The following is a 14589-nucleotide window of genomic DNA, read 5'->3' on the forward strand; positions in this document are numbered from 1 at the left end:
CCTATGGCCGCGCCTCGCGTGCTCGTCCTGACGTCGACGCTGCCCGCGCGGATCGGTGACGGCACGCCCGCCTTCGTCGCGGATCTGTCGCGCGAGCTGGGCCGGGAGTTCGACGTGCGGGTGCTCGCGCCGGCGGTCCCGGGCGGCGCGGAGCGCGAGCGGCTGAGCGACGCGGTCGAGGTGGTGAGGTACCGCTACTTCCCGTCGCGGTGGGAGGACCTCGCCGACGGCGCGATCCTCGAGAACGTGCGGTCGCGCCGGTCGCGCATGGCGCAGGTGCCGTTCCTCCTGGGCGGGATGGCCGCCGCGGTGCGGCGCGAGATGCGCGACTTCCGGCCCGACGCCGTGCACGCCTTCTGGATCATCCCCCAGGGGATCGTCGCGCACCGCGTCGCGCGCTCGGTGCCCACGGTGGTGACGACGCTCGGGGGCGACCTCTACGCGCTCGACAACGCGCCGGCCCGCGCCGAGAAGTCGCGCGTGGTGCGCGACGCCGCCGCCGTCACCGTGATGAACGCCGACATGCGCGAGCGAGTGCTGGCGCTCGGCGCGGACCCGGCGACCACGCACGTCATCCCCATGGGCGCGCGCTTCGTGCAGGTCGAGCACGACGACCGGCAGGTGACCAAGCCCGCGACGTGGAAGCACCCGGTGCACCTGCTCGCGGTGGGCCGGCTGGTCGAGAAGAAGGGGTTCGACGTGCTGCTCGAGGCGCTGCGGCGCTCCCGCGCGCGCATCGACCTCACGATCGTGGGCGACGGCCCCGAGCGCGCGCGGCTCGAGGCCCTGGCGGAGGGGCTGCCCGTGACGTTCCGCGGCCAGCTGAGCCGCGCGGAGCTCGACGCGGCGCTCGCGCGGGCCGGCATCGCGGTCTTCCCGTCGCGCCGGGCGGCGTCGGGCGACCAGGACGGCCTGCCGGTGGCGATGCTCGAGGCGATGGGCGCGGGCTGCGCGATCGTGGCCTCGGACCTGCCGGGGCTCAACGAGGCGATCGAGCCCGGCCGCTCGGGAGTGCTCGTGCCCGAGGGCGACGCCGGCGCGCTCGCCCGCAGCCTCGAGGTGCTGGCCGAGGACCAGGAGCTGCGCGCCGCGCTCGGCGTCGCGGCCCGCGAGCGGTCGCGCCGCTACTCCGTCGAGGCCGTGGGTGCCGACTACCGGGAGCTGTTCCGCTCCGTGCTGCGCTGAGCCGCACCAGGAATCGCACTGTAGTTGGCGCGCGCCGCAAGCAACCCGATCTATTTCCTGCTATTTCACTGGCATGACCAGTGTGCCAGCTAATACCAGCCGTTCAGTCGAGGATCGATTCATCGGGTCCGTTGGAGGAATGCTGTCTCGACCCGACTTCCTGCTGCCGCTCGCAGCGGCAGACCGCCAGTTTCGCGAGCACTACTACGGGCTCAACTCCGCAGCGCTGCTTGAGGACCTGTTCTACGACGCGCTCGGCAACTACATCAAGCAGGTCGAGCCTGCCACCGCGCTCGTCCGCCCACCGGCCGGACAGAAGGGCTGGGACTACGAGTACGAGGGGGTGAAGTTCTCGCACAAGGTGGCTCAGTCGATAGGAGCGATCGCCGCGATCTGGGACGCGACGATCGTCGTAGACCGATGGACGGTCAATGAGCCAGTGGTGTACTCCGTGACCGAGAATGCACCGGCCAAGGGCATTCGCGTCACCCTGCCTACGGGCTCCGAAATCCGGACGCGATCGCTCGCTTCGCTGAATCGCAATGACCCGCTCGGCGGACGCTCGATTCTCATGGTCGAGTGGCCCCAGTCCTCGCGCACACCCAAGTTGATTTCCGCGTTCCACGGCGGCGCAAACGACTCCGTTGGCGCGGTCCTGCCGTTTGCGCAGGCGTGGGCTTCGATCACGGATGCGGTGACTCCGAACCGAGCGATCAACGAGATCGACTTCCTCGTGAGCGCTCGCGCGCTTTCCAAGAGCGAGTTGCAGGCCCTCGCTCAGGAGGCACCGATCGACATTGCCGCCAAGGTACGCGCCGGCTTCTATGTCTTCCCACGCAGTGAACTCGTCGATCTTGAGGTCGAACGCAACAACCGGGCGGTGCTGATTCCCAAGCGCATCGTCGAGCAACTCGTGGCGAATGCCCGCGCGTTCGGACATTTCGTTCCGATGCCGCGCTGGTACGGACCGTACGCCGCCGACACGCCTCCAGACATGTACCTCGCCCAGCGCCGGGAGTTCGACCTGCGCTTCAGCGCCCGCGGCGCACATTGAAACCGCTGGTAGTTGAGCCGTACTAGCTATTGTCTGGACCGACAGGTAAGCTTTCAGCGTGTTCACTTTCATCGACCTCTTCGCCGGCATCGGAGGCTTCCACCACGCGCTCAGTGGGGCAGGTGGCCAGTGCGTGTTCGTCAGCGAGATCGATGAACAGGCGAAGCGAATCTACGAGCAGAACTGGGGCGACCACGTCACACCCAGAGAGGGCCGTCCGCTGCTCGAAGGCGACATCATCCCGTTGACTGACCCTGAGGTCCAGCACATCCCCGACCACGATGTGCTTGCCGCCGGCTTCCCATGCCAGCCCTTCTCGAAGAGCGGCTTCCAGCGCGGCATCAACGAGACTCGCGGAACGTTGTTCTTCAACATCGCAAAGATTTTGGAGGCAAAGCGGCCCCGCGTGATCATTCTCGAGAACGTTAGAAACCTCGCAGGTCCACGCCATCGCGAGACGTGGAGCACGATTATTCGGACCCTGCGGGACCTCGGCTACAAGGTGAGCGACACGCCCACCGTATTCTCGCCGCACCTCCTTCCACCGGAGCTCGGGGGCACACCCCAGATCCGCGACCGCGTCTTTATCGTCGGCACCCATGTTGGGCGGGAGCGTGCGTGGGCGGAAGCCGACTCAACGCCCACACTCGAGCGCAAGCCCGTGGACGGCTGGAACCCGAGCATGTGGGACCTGGACACTCACGTTCTCCTAGACGAATCCGAGGTCCCATCAACTGGGCCGCACCGGCTCTCGGCAGAGGAGATCCGCTGGATCGACGTGTGGGACGACTTCGTCACGACGCTCCTAGAAGTCCGAGATGGAACACCGCTACCGGGGTTCCCGATCTGGGCCGACGAGTTCCGGGACGTCCCTGCGATCACTTCCTCGACTCCGAAGTGGAAGGCAGATTTCCTGCGCAAGAACTCCGAGTTCTACGTCGAGCACAGAGACGCCATTGACACCTGGCTGGCACGCCACGGCGGTCTCGCCGGCTTCCCGCCCTCGCGCCGCAAACTCGAGTGGCAAGCTCAGGATGCACCTTCGCTTTGGGCCACCGCCATGCACTTCAGGCCGAGTGGAATCCGGGCCAAGAAGCCGACGTATCTTCCCGCTATGGTCGCGATCACCCAGACATCGATCATTGGACCTCGACGTCGTCGCATTACGGTCCGTGAGGGCGCTCGACTCCAGGGCCTACCTGACACATTTTCATTCGAAGGCCAGCCCCAGTCAGCCAGTTTCAAGCAGTTGGGCAATGGCGTGTCCGCCGGAGTGGTTGGTTTCATCCTGCGTGAGTCAGGCGCGCTGGAACTGCTCGCCGAACAAACCCAAGCGGGAGCCGCGTAGTCACCGCCCGAGGCGCTGGTACCGGAGCTCGGTCTCGAGCTTCTGGGGCCGCCACCACGCCTCGTTGGCCCGATACCAGTCGATCGTCGCGGACAGGCCGGCACGGAAGTCACCGTAGAGCGGCTCCCAGCCCAGCTCCTCGCGCAGCCGCGTGGCGTCGATCGCGTACCTGAGGTCGTGGCCCGGGCGGTCGGGCACGTGCGCGTAGTCGTCGCGCTCGTGCCCCATGAGCTCGAGGATCGTCTCGACGACGTCGCGGTTGGACGCCTCGCCGTCGGCGCCGATGAGGTAGGTCTCCCCGATCCGGCCGGACTCGAGGATGGTCCACACCGCCCGGTTGTGGTCGTCGACGTGGATCCAGTCGCGCACGTTCAGCCCCGCGCCGTAGAGCTTGGGCCGCACCCCGTCGATCAGGTTGGTGATCTGGCGCGGGATGAACTTCTCCACGTGCTGGAGGGGACCGTAGTTGTTCGAGCAGTTCGACAGCGTCGCCTCGAGCCCGAAGGACCGCACCCATGCCCGCACCATGAGGTCGCTGCCGGCCTTGGTCGACGAGTACGGCGACGACGGGTTGTAGGGGGTGTCGGGCGTGAACCGGTCGGCCCCGTCCAGCGGCAGGTCGCCGTAGACCTCGTCGGTGGAGATGTGGTGGAAGCGCACGCCGTGGCGGCGGGCCGCCTCGAGCAGGTGGAACGTGCCCACGAGGTTGGTGTGGACGAACGGCCACGGGTCGTCGAGCGAGTTGTCGTTGTGCGACTCGGCGGCGAAGTGCACCACCGCGTCCGCCTCGGCCACGAGCGCGTCGACCGTCTCCGCGTCCGCGATATCGCCCTTGACCAGCGTCACCCGCGGGTCCTCGGGCAGCGACGCCGCGTTGCCCGCGTACGTGAGGAGGTCCAGCACCGTGACGTCGACGTCGGGCCGCGTCTCGAGCGTCAGCCGCACGAAGTTCGCCCCGATGAACCCCGCCCCGCCGGTGACGAGCAGCCTCATCGGGCGGCCTCCGCGGCGGCCCGCTCGCGCGCGAGCAGGTCGAGCAGGTACCGGCCGTACCCGGACTTCACCAGGCTCTCGGCGCGGGTGCGGAGCTCGTCGTCGCTGAGGAATCCGCGGCGCCACGCGATCTCCTCGGGCGCGCCGATCTTGAGGCCCTGGCGGCGCTCGACCGCCTGCACGAACTGGCTCGCCTCCAGCAGCGAGTCGAACGTGCCGGTGTCGAGCCACGCGGTGCCGCGCGGCAGCACCTCGACGTGGAGGCGGCCGCGCTCGAGGTAGTGCCGGTTGACGTCGGTGATCTCGTACTCGCCGCGCGGCGAGGGCTCGATCGACCGCGCGATCTCCACCACCTCGTTGTCGTAGAAGTACAGGCCCGGGACCGCGAACTCGGAGCGCGGGCGCTCGGGCTTCTCCTCGAGCGACAGCGCGCGGCCGTCCGCGTCGAACTCGACCACGCCGTAGGCCCGCGGGTCCGCCACCCGGTACGCGAAGATCGCGCCGCCCTCGACGTTCTCGAAGCGCTGGAGGTGCAGGCCCAGGCCCGGGCCGTAGAAGAGGTTGTCGCCGAGCACGAGCGCGACCGGCTGGTCGCCGATGAAGTCCTCGCCGATCGTGAACGCCTGCGCGAGGCCCGCCGGGCTCGGCTGCTCCGCGTACTCGAGGCGGATGCCGAACTGCGAGCCGTCGCCCAGCAGCCTGCGGAACTGCGGCAGGTCGTGCGGCGTCGAGATGAGCAGCACCTCGCGGATGCCCGCGAGCAGCAGCGTCGACAGCGGGTAGTAGACGAGCGGCTTGTCGTACACGGGCAGCAGCTGCTTCGAGACGCCCTGGGTGATGGGGTGCAGGCGCGTCCCTGAGCCGCCCGCGAGGATGATGCCGCGCATGGGCGCCAGTCTGCCGTGCCGGGACGATGCGCCGCCACCGTCCCGCGGGCGCGCCGCGCCCGCGCCTCCCGCGCATCGTCCCTGCGCACGTCGCCGCAGGGGACGAATGTTAAATGTGCGAGACGTCCCGGGCGAGCGCCGCGGATAACGCTTACATTGGCCAGTGTGAACGACTTCCCGCCTCCCATGGCCGCGCCCGACCACACCGTCGAGGCCTTCACCTGGCATTTCCTGCACGAGATCAACTTCGGGCAGGGCACGGACCTGTACCGCGCGTCCACGAACGACAAGTACCTCGCGCTCGCGCGGACGGTGCGTCACTACCTCGCGGCCCGCTGGCTCGTGAACCTGCGCCACCAGTACGAGACCCAGTCGAAGGCGGTCGCGTACCTGTCGGCGGAGTTCCTCCTGGGCCCGCAGCTCGAGAACAACCTGCTCGCCGCGGGCCTCGAGGACATCGCGGCGCAGTCGCTCGCCAACCTCGGGATCGACATCGACGAGCTGCGCGGCGTAGAGGTCGAGCCGGGCCTGGGCAACGGCGGCCTCGGCCGCCTCGCGGCGTGCTTCATCGACTCGCTCGCGACGCTCAACGTGCCCTCGGTGGGCTACGGCATCCGGTACGAGTACGGCATCTTCCGCCAGACGTTCGTCGACGGCAAGCAGGTCGAGAAGCCCGACAACTGGCTCGCGATGGGCTCGCCGTGGGAGATCGCCCACCCGGAGAACGCGGTCGAGGTGAGCTTCGGCGGCCACGTCGAGGACGAGGGCGAGGGCCGCCGCTGGGTGCCCGAGTGGTCCGTGCTGGGCGTGCCCTACAACTACATGGTCCCCGGCTACCTCAACGGCCGCGTCAACACGCTGCGCCTGTGGAGCGCGGAGGCGACCAAGGCGTTCGACCTCAAGATCTTCAACGCCGGCGACTACGCCCAGGCGGTGCGCGCGCAGACCTTCGCGGAGAACATCTCCAAGGTGCTCTACCCCGAGGACTCGACGCCGCAGGGCAAGGAGCTGCGCCTCCAGCAGCAGTACTTCTTCGTCGCGTGCTCGCTGCGCGACTTCATCGAGACGGTGCTGCCGGAGGACTACGACCTGCACCGCCTGCCCGAGCGCATCGTCTTCCAGCTCAACGACACGCACCCCGTCATCGCGGTGCCCGAGCTCATGCGCCTCCTCATCGACGAGCGCGGCTGGGACTGGGACGAGGCGTGGGCCGTCACGCAGCAGGTGTTCGCGTACACGTGCCACACGCTGCTGCCCGAGGCGCTCGAAGTGTGGTCCGTCGACCTGCTCGGCCGCCTGCTGCCGCGCCACCTCGAGATCATCTACCGCATCAACGAGGAGTTCCTCGTGAAGGTGCGCGAGGCGTACCCGGGCGACGAGCTGCGCGTGCGCCGCATGTCGATCGTCGCGGAGCAGCCCGAGCGCGCCATCCGCATGGCGCACCTCGCGACCGTGGCGGGCCACAAGGTCAACGGCGTCGCGGAGCTGCACTCGCAGCTGCTCGCCGACAAGGTGCTGCACGACTTCGCCGAGATGTGGCCCGAGAAGTTCACCAACGTCACCAACGGCGTGACGCCGCGCCGCTTCGTAAGGCTCGCGAACCCGAGCCTGTCGGGACTCATCACGGAGGCGATCGGCGACGGCTGGATCACCGACCTCGAGCAGCTGCGCGGCCTGGAGCCGCTCGCCGAGGACGCCGAGTTCCGGCGCCGCTTCCGCGAGGTCAAGGGCTTCAACAAGCGCCAGCTCGCGGAGACGCTGTGGGTGCGCGACGGCGTCGAGCTCGCGGGCGACGCGATGGTCGACGCGATGGTCAAGCGCCTCCACGAGTACAAGCGCCAGTCGCTCAAGCTGCTCCACATCGTGTCGCTGTACGAGGGCATCACGTCGGGCCGCATCCCGCTCGAGTCGGTCACGCCGCGCACGTTCGTGTTCGGCGCGAAGGCGGCGCCGGGCTACGTCCGCGCAAAGGAGACCATCGAGCTCATCAACGCGGTGGGCCGCACCATCAACGAGGACAAGGCCCTCGAGGGGCGTCTCAAGGTGGTCTTCCCGCCCAACTACAACGTCACGCTCGCGGAGCGGCTCATCCCCGCCGCCGACCTGTCGGAGCAGATCTCGCTCGCCGGCAAGGAGGCATCCGGCACGGGCAACATGAAGTTCGCGCTCAACGGCGCGCTCACCATCGGCACGGACGACGGCGCGAACGTCGAGATCCGCCAGCTCGTGGGCGACGACAACTTCTTCCTGTTCGGCATGACGGAGCCGGAGGCGGCCGCGCTGCAGTCGAAGGGCTACGACCCGGGCTCGTACTACGAGTCGGACCCGCAGCTGAAGGCCGCGCTCGACATGATCGTCTCGGGCGTCTTCACGGACGGCAACCGCGACGGCGCGGCGGGCTCGATCTTCTCGAGCCTCACCGAGCGCGACCGCTTCATGGCGCTCGCCGACTTCCGCTCGTACATGGACGCGCAGGACCGCGTCGACGCGGCGTACACGGACCACGAGGCGTGGAGCCGGTCCGCGGTGCTCAACGTGGCGCGCAGCGGCTTCTTCTCCTCGGACCGATCGATCCGCGACTACCTCGACCGGATCTGGGGCGCGCACCCCGTCGACAACGGCTGAACGCGCATCGCCCCTGGCAGGTCGGCGCGCCTGCCACCTGCCGCGGCGACGGATCGATGTCGCTTCGGTCCGTCATGCGGGTCGGAACCGACCCGCATGACGGACCGCCGGGCCATGCCTCCGACCGCGAGGCTGGCGCGGCGGGAGGCAGGCTGGCGCGGCGGGTACGCGGGGCTGCAGCGGGGCGCAGGGGGACGATGCGGCGGCCGCCTGCCGTCAGCGCGCGGCGAGCGCCTCCCGCGCGGCGACGATCACGCCCTCCGCGCCCGCCTCGACCTGCGCGAGCGTGGTGCGGAAGTCCTCCATGCCGCCGTACCAGGGGTCGTCGATGTCGAGCACGTGCTCGTCGAGCCCGTCGACCGCGGGCGCCTCGGGGTCGAACTCGCGGTACATCCGCACCACCGGCCGGTCGGTGAGGTCGCGCAGGCGGCGGGCGTGCCCGGCCGTCATCGCGAGCACGAGGTCGGCGGAGCCGAGGTCCGCGGCGGTGACGCGCCGGGCCGCGCGGCGGGGCACGATGTAGCCCGCGTCGCGCAGCACGGCGGCCGCGCGGCGGTCGATGGGGTTGCCGTGCTCCTCGGAGCTCACGCCCGTCGACCACACCTCGACCACATCGCCCAGCCCCGCGTCGGCGAGGCGCGCCTTGAGCACCACCTCCGCCATCGGGGAGCGGCAGATGTTGCCGGTGCACACGGTCATGATGCGGAACGGGGAGGCCATGGCCCCATCATCCCTTGCCGCCCCCGCGCCCCTTCCCGTCACGATCCCGCCGCGTCCAGCCGGCCACCCGCGGCCGCGACGCGCGCTCCCACGCGTCGCGCTGCGCGTCGAGCGCGTGCCTGGCGCGCGTGTGCTCGCCCGCCGCGAGCACGCCATAGGTGAAGGACGGCTCGCCCGCCTCGTGAGCGTGCCTCGCCTGGCTCCGCAGCAGGTCCGCGAGCGCGATCGCGTCGTGCTGCGTGCCGAGCGCCTCCTGCACCCCGTCGAGCCGGCTCGCGAGGCGACGGGCGCGGTGCCCGAACACGGGCTCGACGGCCTCGGCCGCGTAGCGGGCCCGCTTGGCGGCCTTGCGCGCCTCGTGCAGCAGCTCGTCCCGGTGGGCCGCCGGGGCGGCCGCCGCGGCCGCATGCCTCCGGTCCACCCGCCTCCACGCGCGGCGCACGTGGCGTCGTAGTTCGCGGTCCGCGCGACGGCGCGCGCGCGGCGTGAGCGGCGGGTCGGCCGCGAGCGCCTCGAGCCCGCGCAGCAGCGCCAGGTAGCGCGGCCCCGCCATCTTCTCGGTGGCGAGCCGCCAGGCCTCGCGGTACTCAGTCGTGGCGCCCCCCACGAGCTCCTCGCGCACCGGGCCCACCACGAGCGCGCCCGGCAGCGCGTCGATCGCCGCCGCGAGGCGGTCGCGCCGCACCTCCGCGTCGCGCGCGACCCCCAGCACCCTGCCCCACCAGCGGAGCTCGTAGCGCAGCGGCTCCGTCACATCGGGGTCGAGCAGCGGACCGAAGCTCGCGAGCGCGGCACGCAGCCGGCGGGTCGCCACCCGCGCCCGGTGCACGGAGTCGGGAAGGTCGCGCCGCACGTCGGGGTCGCGCCGCGCCAGCTCGTCGACCTGCGCGCGCAGGTACGCCGCGACGACGTCGCCCGCGGTCGGCCGGTCCGGGATCGCCGGCTCGGGCTCCTCCTCGAGGGCGAGCGCGCGGGCGAGCTTGGGGCGGGACGATGCGGCGGTCGCGCCCGCCTCGACGAGCGCCTCGACCACCCGGCCCAGCAGCGCATCGTCCCCTTCCACGGCCTCGGCCTCGATCTCCGCCCACCCGCGGTCGCCCTCCCGGTCGCCGAGCCCGGTGGCGGCGACCTCGTCGCGCGCGATCGCGACGAGCGGGGCGCCGGCCCGGTCGCGCAGCTCGGTGACGCGGCGCCGGGTGACGAGGCGCGCCACGGGGACGAGCGGCTCGCCCAGCGCGAGCCCCGTGACGAGCGCCGTCAGCGCGGGGGGCGACTCCTCGCCGGACCCGAGGGGACGCTGGATCTCGGTGCGGGAGCCGTCGCCGGCCGGGAGCTTGAGGTGCCAGCCGGGCTCGTCGTCGCCGGTGCGGCGGCGCAGGGTGACGCCGCGGCGCAGCAGGCGCAGGTCCGCGGTGTCGAGGTAGAGGGCGTCGAGCTCGACGGCCGGGAGGTCCGCCGCGGCGGCGACGCCGGCCTCGCGCAGGTCGTCGCGTCCGGCCAGGTCGGGAAGGTCCCAGCCGCGCGGCGCCTCGAGCGTGACCTCGAGCTCCCGGTGCTCGCTCATCCCTCCGGTCTAGCAGGCGGGACGGCGGCGCGTGCGGCGGGGCGCCGGGTCAGCGGGACGTGCGTCCCCGGAGCCGGTCGATCTCGCGCCTCTCGCGCTTGGTGGGACGGCCCGCGCCGCGGTCGCGCTGGCCGAACGGCGAGGCGAGCTCCTTGGGCGGGGGCGGCGGGCTGTGGTCGAGGTAGGCGGACTGCGCGACGGGAGCGCCCACGCGCTTGGTGAGGAGCTGGCGCACCTCGACGATGCGGAGCCGCTCGCCGCCGCGCACCTCGACGGTGCTGCCGACCCCGACCTTCTGCGCGGGCTTGGCCCGCTCGCCGTCGATGCGGACGTGGCCGGCGCGGCACGCGGCGGTCGCCTGCGAGCGCGTCTTGTACAGGCGCACCGCCCACACCCACGCGTCCACCCGCACCGACTCGGCCATCCGTCGAGGGTACGCCCGCAGCGCATCGTCCCTGGGCCACGCCTACGCTGAGGGGCATGGACACCCTGCTCGAGGTGATCGGCTGGATCGGCACCATCCTGGTGGTGCTGTCGCTCACGCAGTCGCGCGTGATGCGCTTCCGGTGGATGAACCTCATCGGCTCGCTGCTCGCGACGCTATACAACGGCGTGATCGGGATCTGGCCGTTCTTCGCCATGAACCTCGCGATCAGCATCATCAACACGTACTGGATCCTGCGCCTCAACCGCGAGCGCCACGACCCGGGCGTGTACAAGGTGCTCCCGATGGACCCCGAGGACCCGTTCCTCCAGCACGTGCTCGCGGTGCACGCCAAGGACATCGCCGCGCACCAGCCCGACTTCACCGCGAAGGCGCTCGGTGCCGCGCGGCGGGCGACCTTCCTGGTGACGCGCGGGGACGAGGCGGTGGGCGTGGTCGCGGTGCGCGACGAGGGCGCCGGCACCGGGCTCGTCGAGCTCGACTGGGTCAAGCCGCGCTTCCGCGACTTCACGCCCGGCGAGTTCGTCTACCGCGACTCGGGCGCGCTCACCGCGGCCGGGTTCCGCCGCGTCGAGATCGAGACGCACGAGGCGCTCGACCGCGAGTACCTGCGCAAGGTCGGGTTCAGCACGCAGGGCACCCGCTGGGTGCGGGACCTCTAGGCCTCCCGTGCGTGCCGTCCGTCCCGCGAACGCGTGACAGACTTCTGAGGTGAACCGCACCGTCCACTTCGCCTCCGACAACTACGCCTCCGTCCACCCCGAGGTCATGGCCGCCATGGCCGCGGCCAACGAGGGCCACGACGTCGCGTACGGCGCCGACGCCGCCACCGCGGCCTTCGACGCGGCCATCGCCTCCACCTTCGGCGACCACGCCCTCGGCTTCCCCGTCTTCAACGGCACCGGCGCGAACATCGTGTCGCTCATGGCCCTCAGCCCCCGCTGGGGCGGGATCGTCGCGTCCGAGCACGCGCACATCAACGTCGACGAGAACGGCGCGCCCGAGCGCGTCGGCGGCCTCAAGATCCTGCCGCTGCCGTCGACCGACGGCCGCCTGCACCCCGATCAGCTCGCCCGCTACGCCGGCGACCTCGGCGACGAGCACCGCGCGCAGCCCGTCGTCCTGTCGGTCACCCAGTCGACCGAGCTGGGCACCGTCTACCCGCTCGACGCGATGGCGGACCTCACGTACGCGGCGCACGAGCTCGGCATGCGCGTCCACATGGACGGCGCCCGCATCGCCAACGCCGCCGCCGCGCTCGGCGTGAGCCTGCGCGAGGCGACCGCCGGCGCGGACGTGCTGTCCTTCGGCGGCACCAAGAACGGCGCGATGCTGGGCGAGGCCGTCGTCGTCCTGGCCGAGGACCTGCGCGCCAGCCTGGCCCACGACCTCCCGTACCTGCGCAAGTCGACCATGCAGCTCGGCTCGAAGATGCGGTACGTCTCCGCGCAGCTCACCGCGCTGCTCGCCTCCACGGACGTCGCGGGCGAGCCGCTGTGGCTGCGCAACGCGCGCCACGCCAACGCCATGGCCGCGCGCCTGCGCGCCGCGCTCGCGCCGCTCGCGCAGGCGGGGGTGCTGCGCTTCACGCAGCCGACCGAGTCGAACGCCGTCTTCGTCGAGCTGCCCCGCACCGCCGCCGACGCGGTCCGCGCCGCCTTCCGCTTCTACGACTGGCAGGCGGGCGCGACGCCCGGCACGGTCGAGGCGCGCTGGATGTGCGCGTGGGACACCAGCGAGGAGGACGTCGACGGCTTCGCGCAGGCCATCACCGACGCGCTCGAGGCCGCCCGCTGATGGCCGCCGCCTGCCCCTGCGGCTCCGGCGCATCGTTCGCCGACTGCTGCCGCCCGTATCTGCGGGGGCAGGCCGAGGCACCCACCGCGGAGGCGCTCATGCGCTCGCGCTACACGGCCTTCGTGCGCCGCGACGCGGGCTACCTCGCCCGCACCTGGCACCCCTCGACGCGCCCGCTCGACCTGGGGGCCGGTCTCGACGACGTCGAGTGGCGCGGGCTCGAGGTCCTCGCGACCGAGGGCGGCCGCGAGGGGGACGACGCGGGCACCGTCACCTTCGTCGCGCACCACGCGACCGGCGTGCTCGCGATGGACGCGCTGCGCGAGACCAGCCGGTTCGTGCGCGAGGACGGCCGCTGGCTCTACGTCGACGGCGACGTCGCGTAGATCACATCCGCAGCATCGTTCCTGGCAAAGTTGCCTCACGGGGGCAAAGGGGACGCTTCGGAGGTGCCCCCGGGGCACCCTGTGACGATGTGCCCACGGAGCACCCCTGAACTTCCCTCACAATGGAGGCCGTGACCGAACCCCTGCTTCTCGCGGTCGTGGTGCTGACCGCGCTCGCCTTCGACTTCACCAACGGGTTCCACGACACCGGCAACGCCATGGCGACCTCGATCGCCACCCGAGCGCTCAAGCCCAAGCAGGCCGTGCTCCTCTCCGCGTCGTTGAACCTCGTGGGCGCCTTCCTCTCGCTGACCGTTGCGGCGACGATCGCCAAGGGCATCGTCGACGCCGGCATCATCACCCTCGACGTGGTCCTCGCCGGACTCGTGGGCGGCATCGTCTGGAACCTCGTGACATGGCTGTTCGGGATACCGTCCAGCTCGTCCCATGCGCTCATCGGAGGTGTGGTCGGCGCGGCCCTCGCGGCCGCCGGCACCTCGGGCGTGCTGTGGTCCGGCCTCGCCGCGAAGGTCCTCATCCCCGCGCTGGTCGCGCCGCTGGTCGCGATCCTCGTCGGCTCGATCGGCACGCGGCTCGTCATGCACTTCACGCGGGACGTGCCCGAGGACCAGAACGAGCGCATGTTCCGTTGGGGCCAGATCGGCTCGGCGTCGCTCGTCTCCCTCGCGCACGGCACGAACGACGCGCAGAAGTCGATGGGCATCATCCTGCTGGCGCTCATCGCCGCGGACGCGGTGCCCGAGGACTCGGGCGTCCCGTTCTGGGTGGTCCTGTCGTGCGCCCTCGCGATGGCGATCGGCACGTACCTGGGCGGCTGGCGCGTCATCCGCACGCTGGGCAAGGGCCTCGTCGAGCTCGAGTCCCGCCAGGGCATGGCGGCGGAGACCTCGTCCGCCGCGGTCATCCTGCTGTCGAGCCACTTCGGCTACTCGCTGTCGACCACGCACGTCGCGACCGGCTCGATCCTGGGCTCGGGCGTCGGCAAGAAGGGCGCCGCGGTCCGCTGGTCGGTCGCCGGCCGCATGTTCATGGCGTGGCTCATCACCGTGCCCGCCGCCGGCCTCGTCGGCGCCGCCGCCTACGGCCTCGACGTGTTGGTGGGAGGCACCGCCGGCTCGTACGTCGTGTTCGCGGTGCTCGTGGCGGTGTCGTTCGGCATCTGGCTGTGGTCGCGCCGCGAGCCGGTGGGCCACCACAACGTCAACGACGAGTGGGAGCCCGAGGCCGACAACGAGTCGATCGTGGCCGAGTCCGTGGTCGACCACGACATGGAGCTGCTGACGGTCGCCGCCGACCACGAGCAGCCGCGGGAGGAGCAGCGATGAGCGAGTTCGTGGAGTGGGGCGCCCTGGGCCAGGTGGTCCTGTTCGGCCTCCTCGTGGGCGCCGGCCTGCCGGCCATGTTCGCGCTCGGCGTGCGGTCCCTCGCGGGCCCGGGCGCGCGCGGCGACGACGGGCAGGTGCCGCTCGTGCGCCGGGTCGTCGCCTACGCGTGCTTCAGCACCGTCGTGCTGGCCGTGCTCGGCGCGGTCGCGTACATCGCCGCCGGCGGTCACTGAGCGCGG

At 71.3% G+C, this 14589-nt stretch carries 14 protein-coding genes; 9 read left to right on the forward strand and 5 right to left on the reverse strand.

Annotation, left to right across the window (positions count from 1 at the left end):
- The first annotated feature begins 3 nt into the window (after positions 1–3).
- From AOM07_RS10040 to AOM07_RS10050, 3 genes are all read left to right on the forward strand, one after another.
- Positions 4–1185, forward strand: coding sequence for a glycosyltransferase (locus AOM07_RS10040; protein WP_062313371.1), 1182 nt, complete (start codon positions 4–6; stop codon positions 1183–1185).
- Between the two features lie 139 nt (positions 1186–1324).
- Positions 1325–2239 (forward strand): hypothetical protein, encoded by a 915-nt coding sequence (locus tag AOM07_RS10045; RefSeq protein ID WP_062313373.1) that lies wholly within the window; start codon positions 1325–1327, stop codon positions 2237–2239.
- Between the two features lie 58 nt (positions 2240–2297).
- Positions 2298–3587, forward strand: coding sequence for a DNA cytosine methyltransferase (locus tag AOM07_RS10050; protein ID WP_062313375.1), 1290 nt, complete (start codon positions 2298–2300; stop codon positions 3585–3587).
- Here the strand turns inward: AOM07_RS10050 and rfbB are convergent, their stop codons facing one another.
- Entirely contained in the window at positions 3588–4580 is a 993-nt protein-coding gene (gene rfbB / locus AOM07_RS10055; RefSeq protein ID WP_062313377.1) for a dTDP-glucose 4,6-dehydratase, read from the reverse strand.
- On the reverse strand, positions 4577–5467 hold the full coding sequence (gene rfbA / locus AOM07_RS10060; RefSeq protein ID WP_062313379.1) for a glucose-1-phosphate thymidylyltransferase RfbA: 891 nt from the start codon (positions 5465–5467) through the stop codon (positions 4577–4579). Before rfbA ends, rfbB begins: the two co-directional genes overlap by 4 nt.
- A 186-nt stretch (positions 5468–5653) precedes the next feature.
- Here rfbA and AOM07_RS10065 point away from each other — a divergent pair, with 186 nt between their 5' ends.
- Positions 5654–8092 (forward strand): glycogen/starch/alpha-glucan phosphorylase, encoded by a 2439-nt coding sequence (locus AOM07_RS10065; protein WP_084830243.1) that lies wholly within the window; start codon positions 5654–5656, stop codon positions 8090–8092.
- 216 nt (positions 8093–8308) lie between these two features.
- On the opposite strand, the gene AOM07_RS10070 is transcribed toward AOM07_RS10065, so the two are convergent.
- The 3 genes from AOM07_RS10070 to AOM07_RS10080 are packed head-to-tail and all read right to left on the reverse strand — an operon-like array spanning position 8309 to position 10800.
- Positions 8309–8812, reverse strand: a complete 504-nt coding sequence (locus AOM07_RS10070) for a low molecular weight protein-tyrosine-phosphatase (RefSeq protein WP_062313383.1) — start codon at positions 8810–8812, stop codon at positions 8309–8311.
- A 7-nt stretch (positions 8813–8819) separates the two neighbouring features.
- Positions 8820–10376 carry a CYTH and CHAD domain-containing protein gene (locus AOM07_RS10075; protein WP_062313385.1) on the reverse strand — a complete coding sequence of 519 codons (1557 nt, stop codon included), beginning with the start codon at positions 10374–10376 and terminating at the stop codon, positions 8820–8822.
- A gap of 49 nt (positions 10377–10425) precedes the next feature.
- On the reverse strand, positions 10426–10800 hold the full coding sequence (locus AOM07_RS10080) for an RNA-binding S4 domain-containing protein (protein WP_062313386.1): 375 nt from the start codon (positions 10798–10800) through the stop codon (positions 10426–10428).
- A 56-nt stretch (positions 10801–10856) separates the two neighbouring features.
- Here AOM07_RS10080 and AOM07_RS10085 point away from each other — a divergent pair, with 56 nt between their 5' ends.
- From AOM07_RS10085 to AOM07_RS10105, 5 genes are all read left to right on the forward strand, one after another.
- The gene (locus tag AOM07_RS10085) at positions 10857–11483 is read left to right on the forward strand and encodes a hypothetical protein (protein ID WP_062313388.1); all 627 of its coding nucleotides are present in this window, start codon (positions 10857–10859) and stop codon (positions 11481–11483) included.
- A 49-nt stretch (positions 11484–11532) separates the two neighbouring features.
- A complete protein-coding gene (locus AOM07_RS10090) occupies positions 11533–12618 on the forward strand; it encodes a threonine aldolase family protein (RefSeq protein ID WP_062313391.1) in 1086 nt (361 codons plus the stop codon).
- Positions 12618–13004 (forward strand): YchJ family protein, encoded by a 387-nt coding sequence (locus tag AOM07_RS10095; protein WP_062313392.1) that lies wholly within the window; start codon positions 12618–12620, stop codon positions 13002–13004. The genes AOM07_RS10090 and AOM07_RS10095 overlap by 1 nt, the downstream gene beginning before the upstream one ends.
- 122 nt (positions 13005–13126) lie before the next feature.
- A complete protein-coding gene (locus tag AOM07_RS10100; RefSeq protein WP_062313395.1) occupies positions 13127–14350 on the forward strand; it encodes an inorganic phosphate transporter in 1224 nt (407 codons plus the stop codon).
- Positions 14347–14583: a hypothetical protein gene (locus tag AOM07_RS10105; RefSeq protein ID WP_062313397.1), complete on the forward strand. Its 237-nt coding sequence runs from the start codon at positions 14347–14349 to the stop codon at positions 14581–14583. Before AOM07_RS10100 ends, AOM07_RS10105 begins: the two co-directional genes overlap by 4 nt.
- Positions 14584–14589: the final 6 nt, after the last annotated feature.

This window comes from Demequina rhizosphaerae (genome assembly GCF_000971255.1).
GTDB classification, from domain to species: Bacteria; Actinomycetota; Actinomycetes; order Actinomycetales; family Demequinaceae; genus Demequina; species Demequina rhizosphaerae.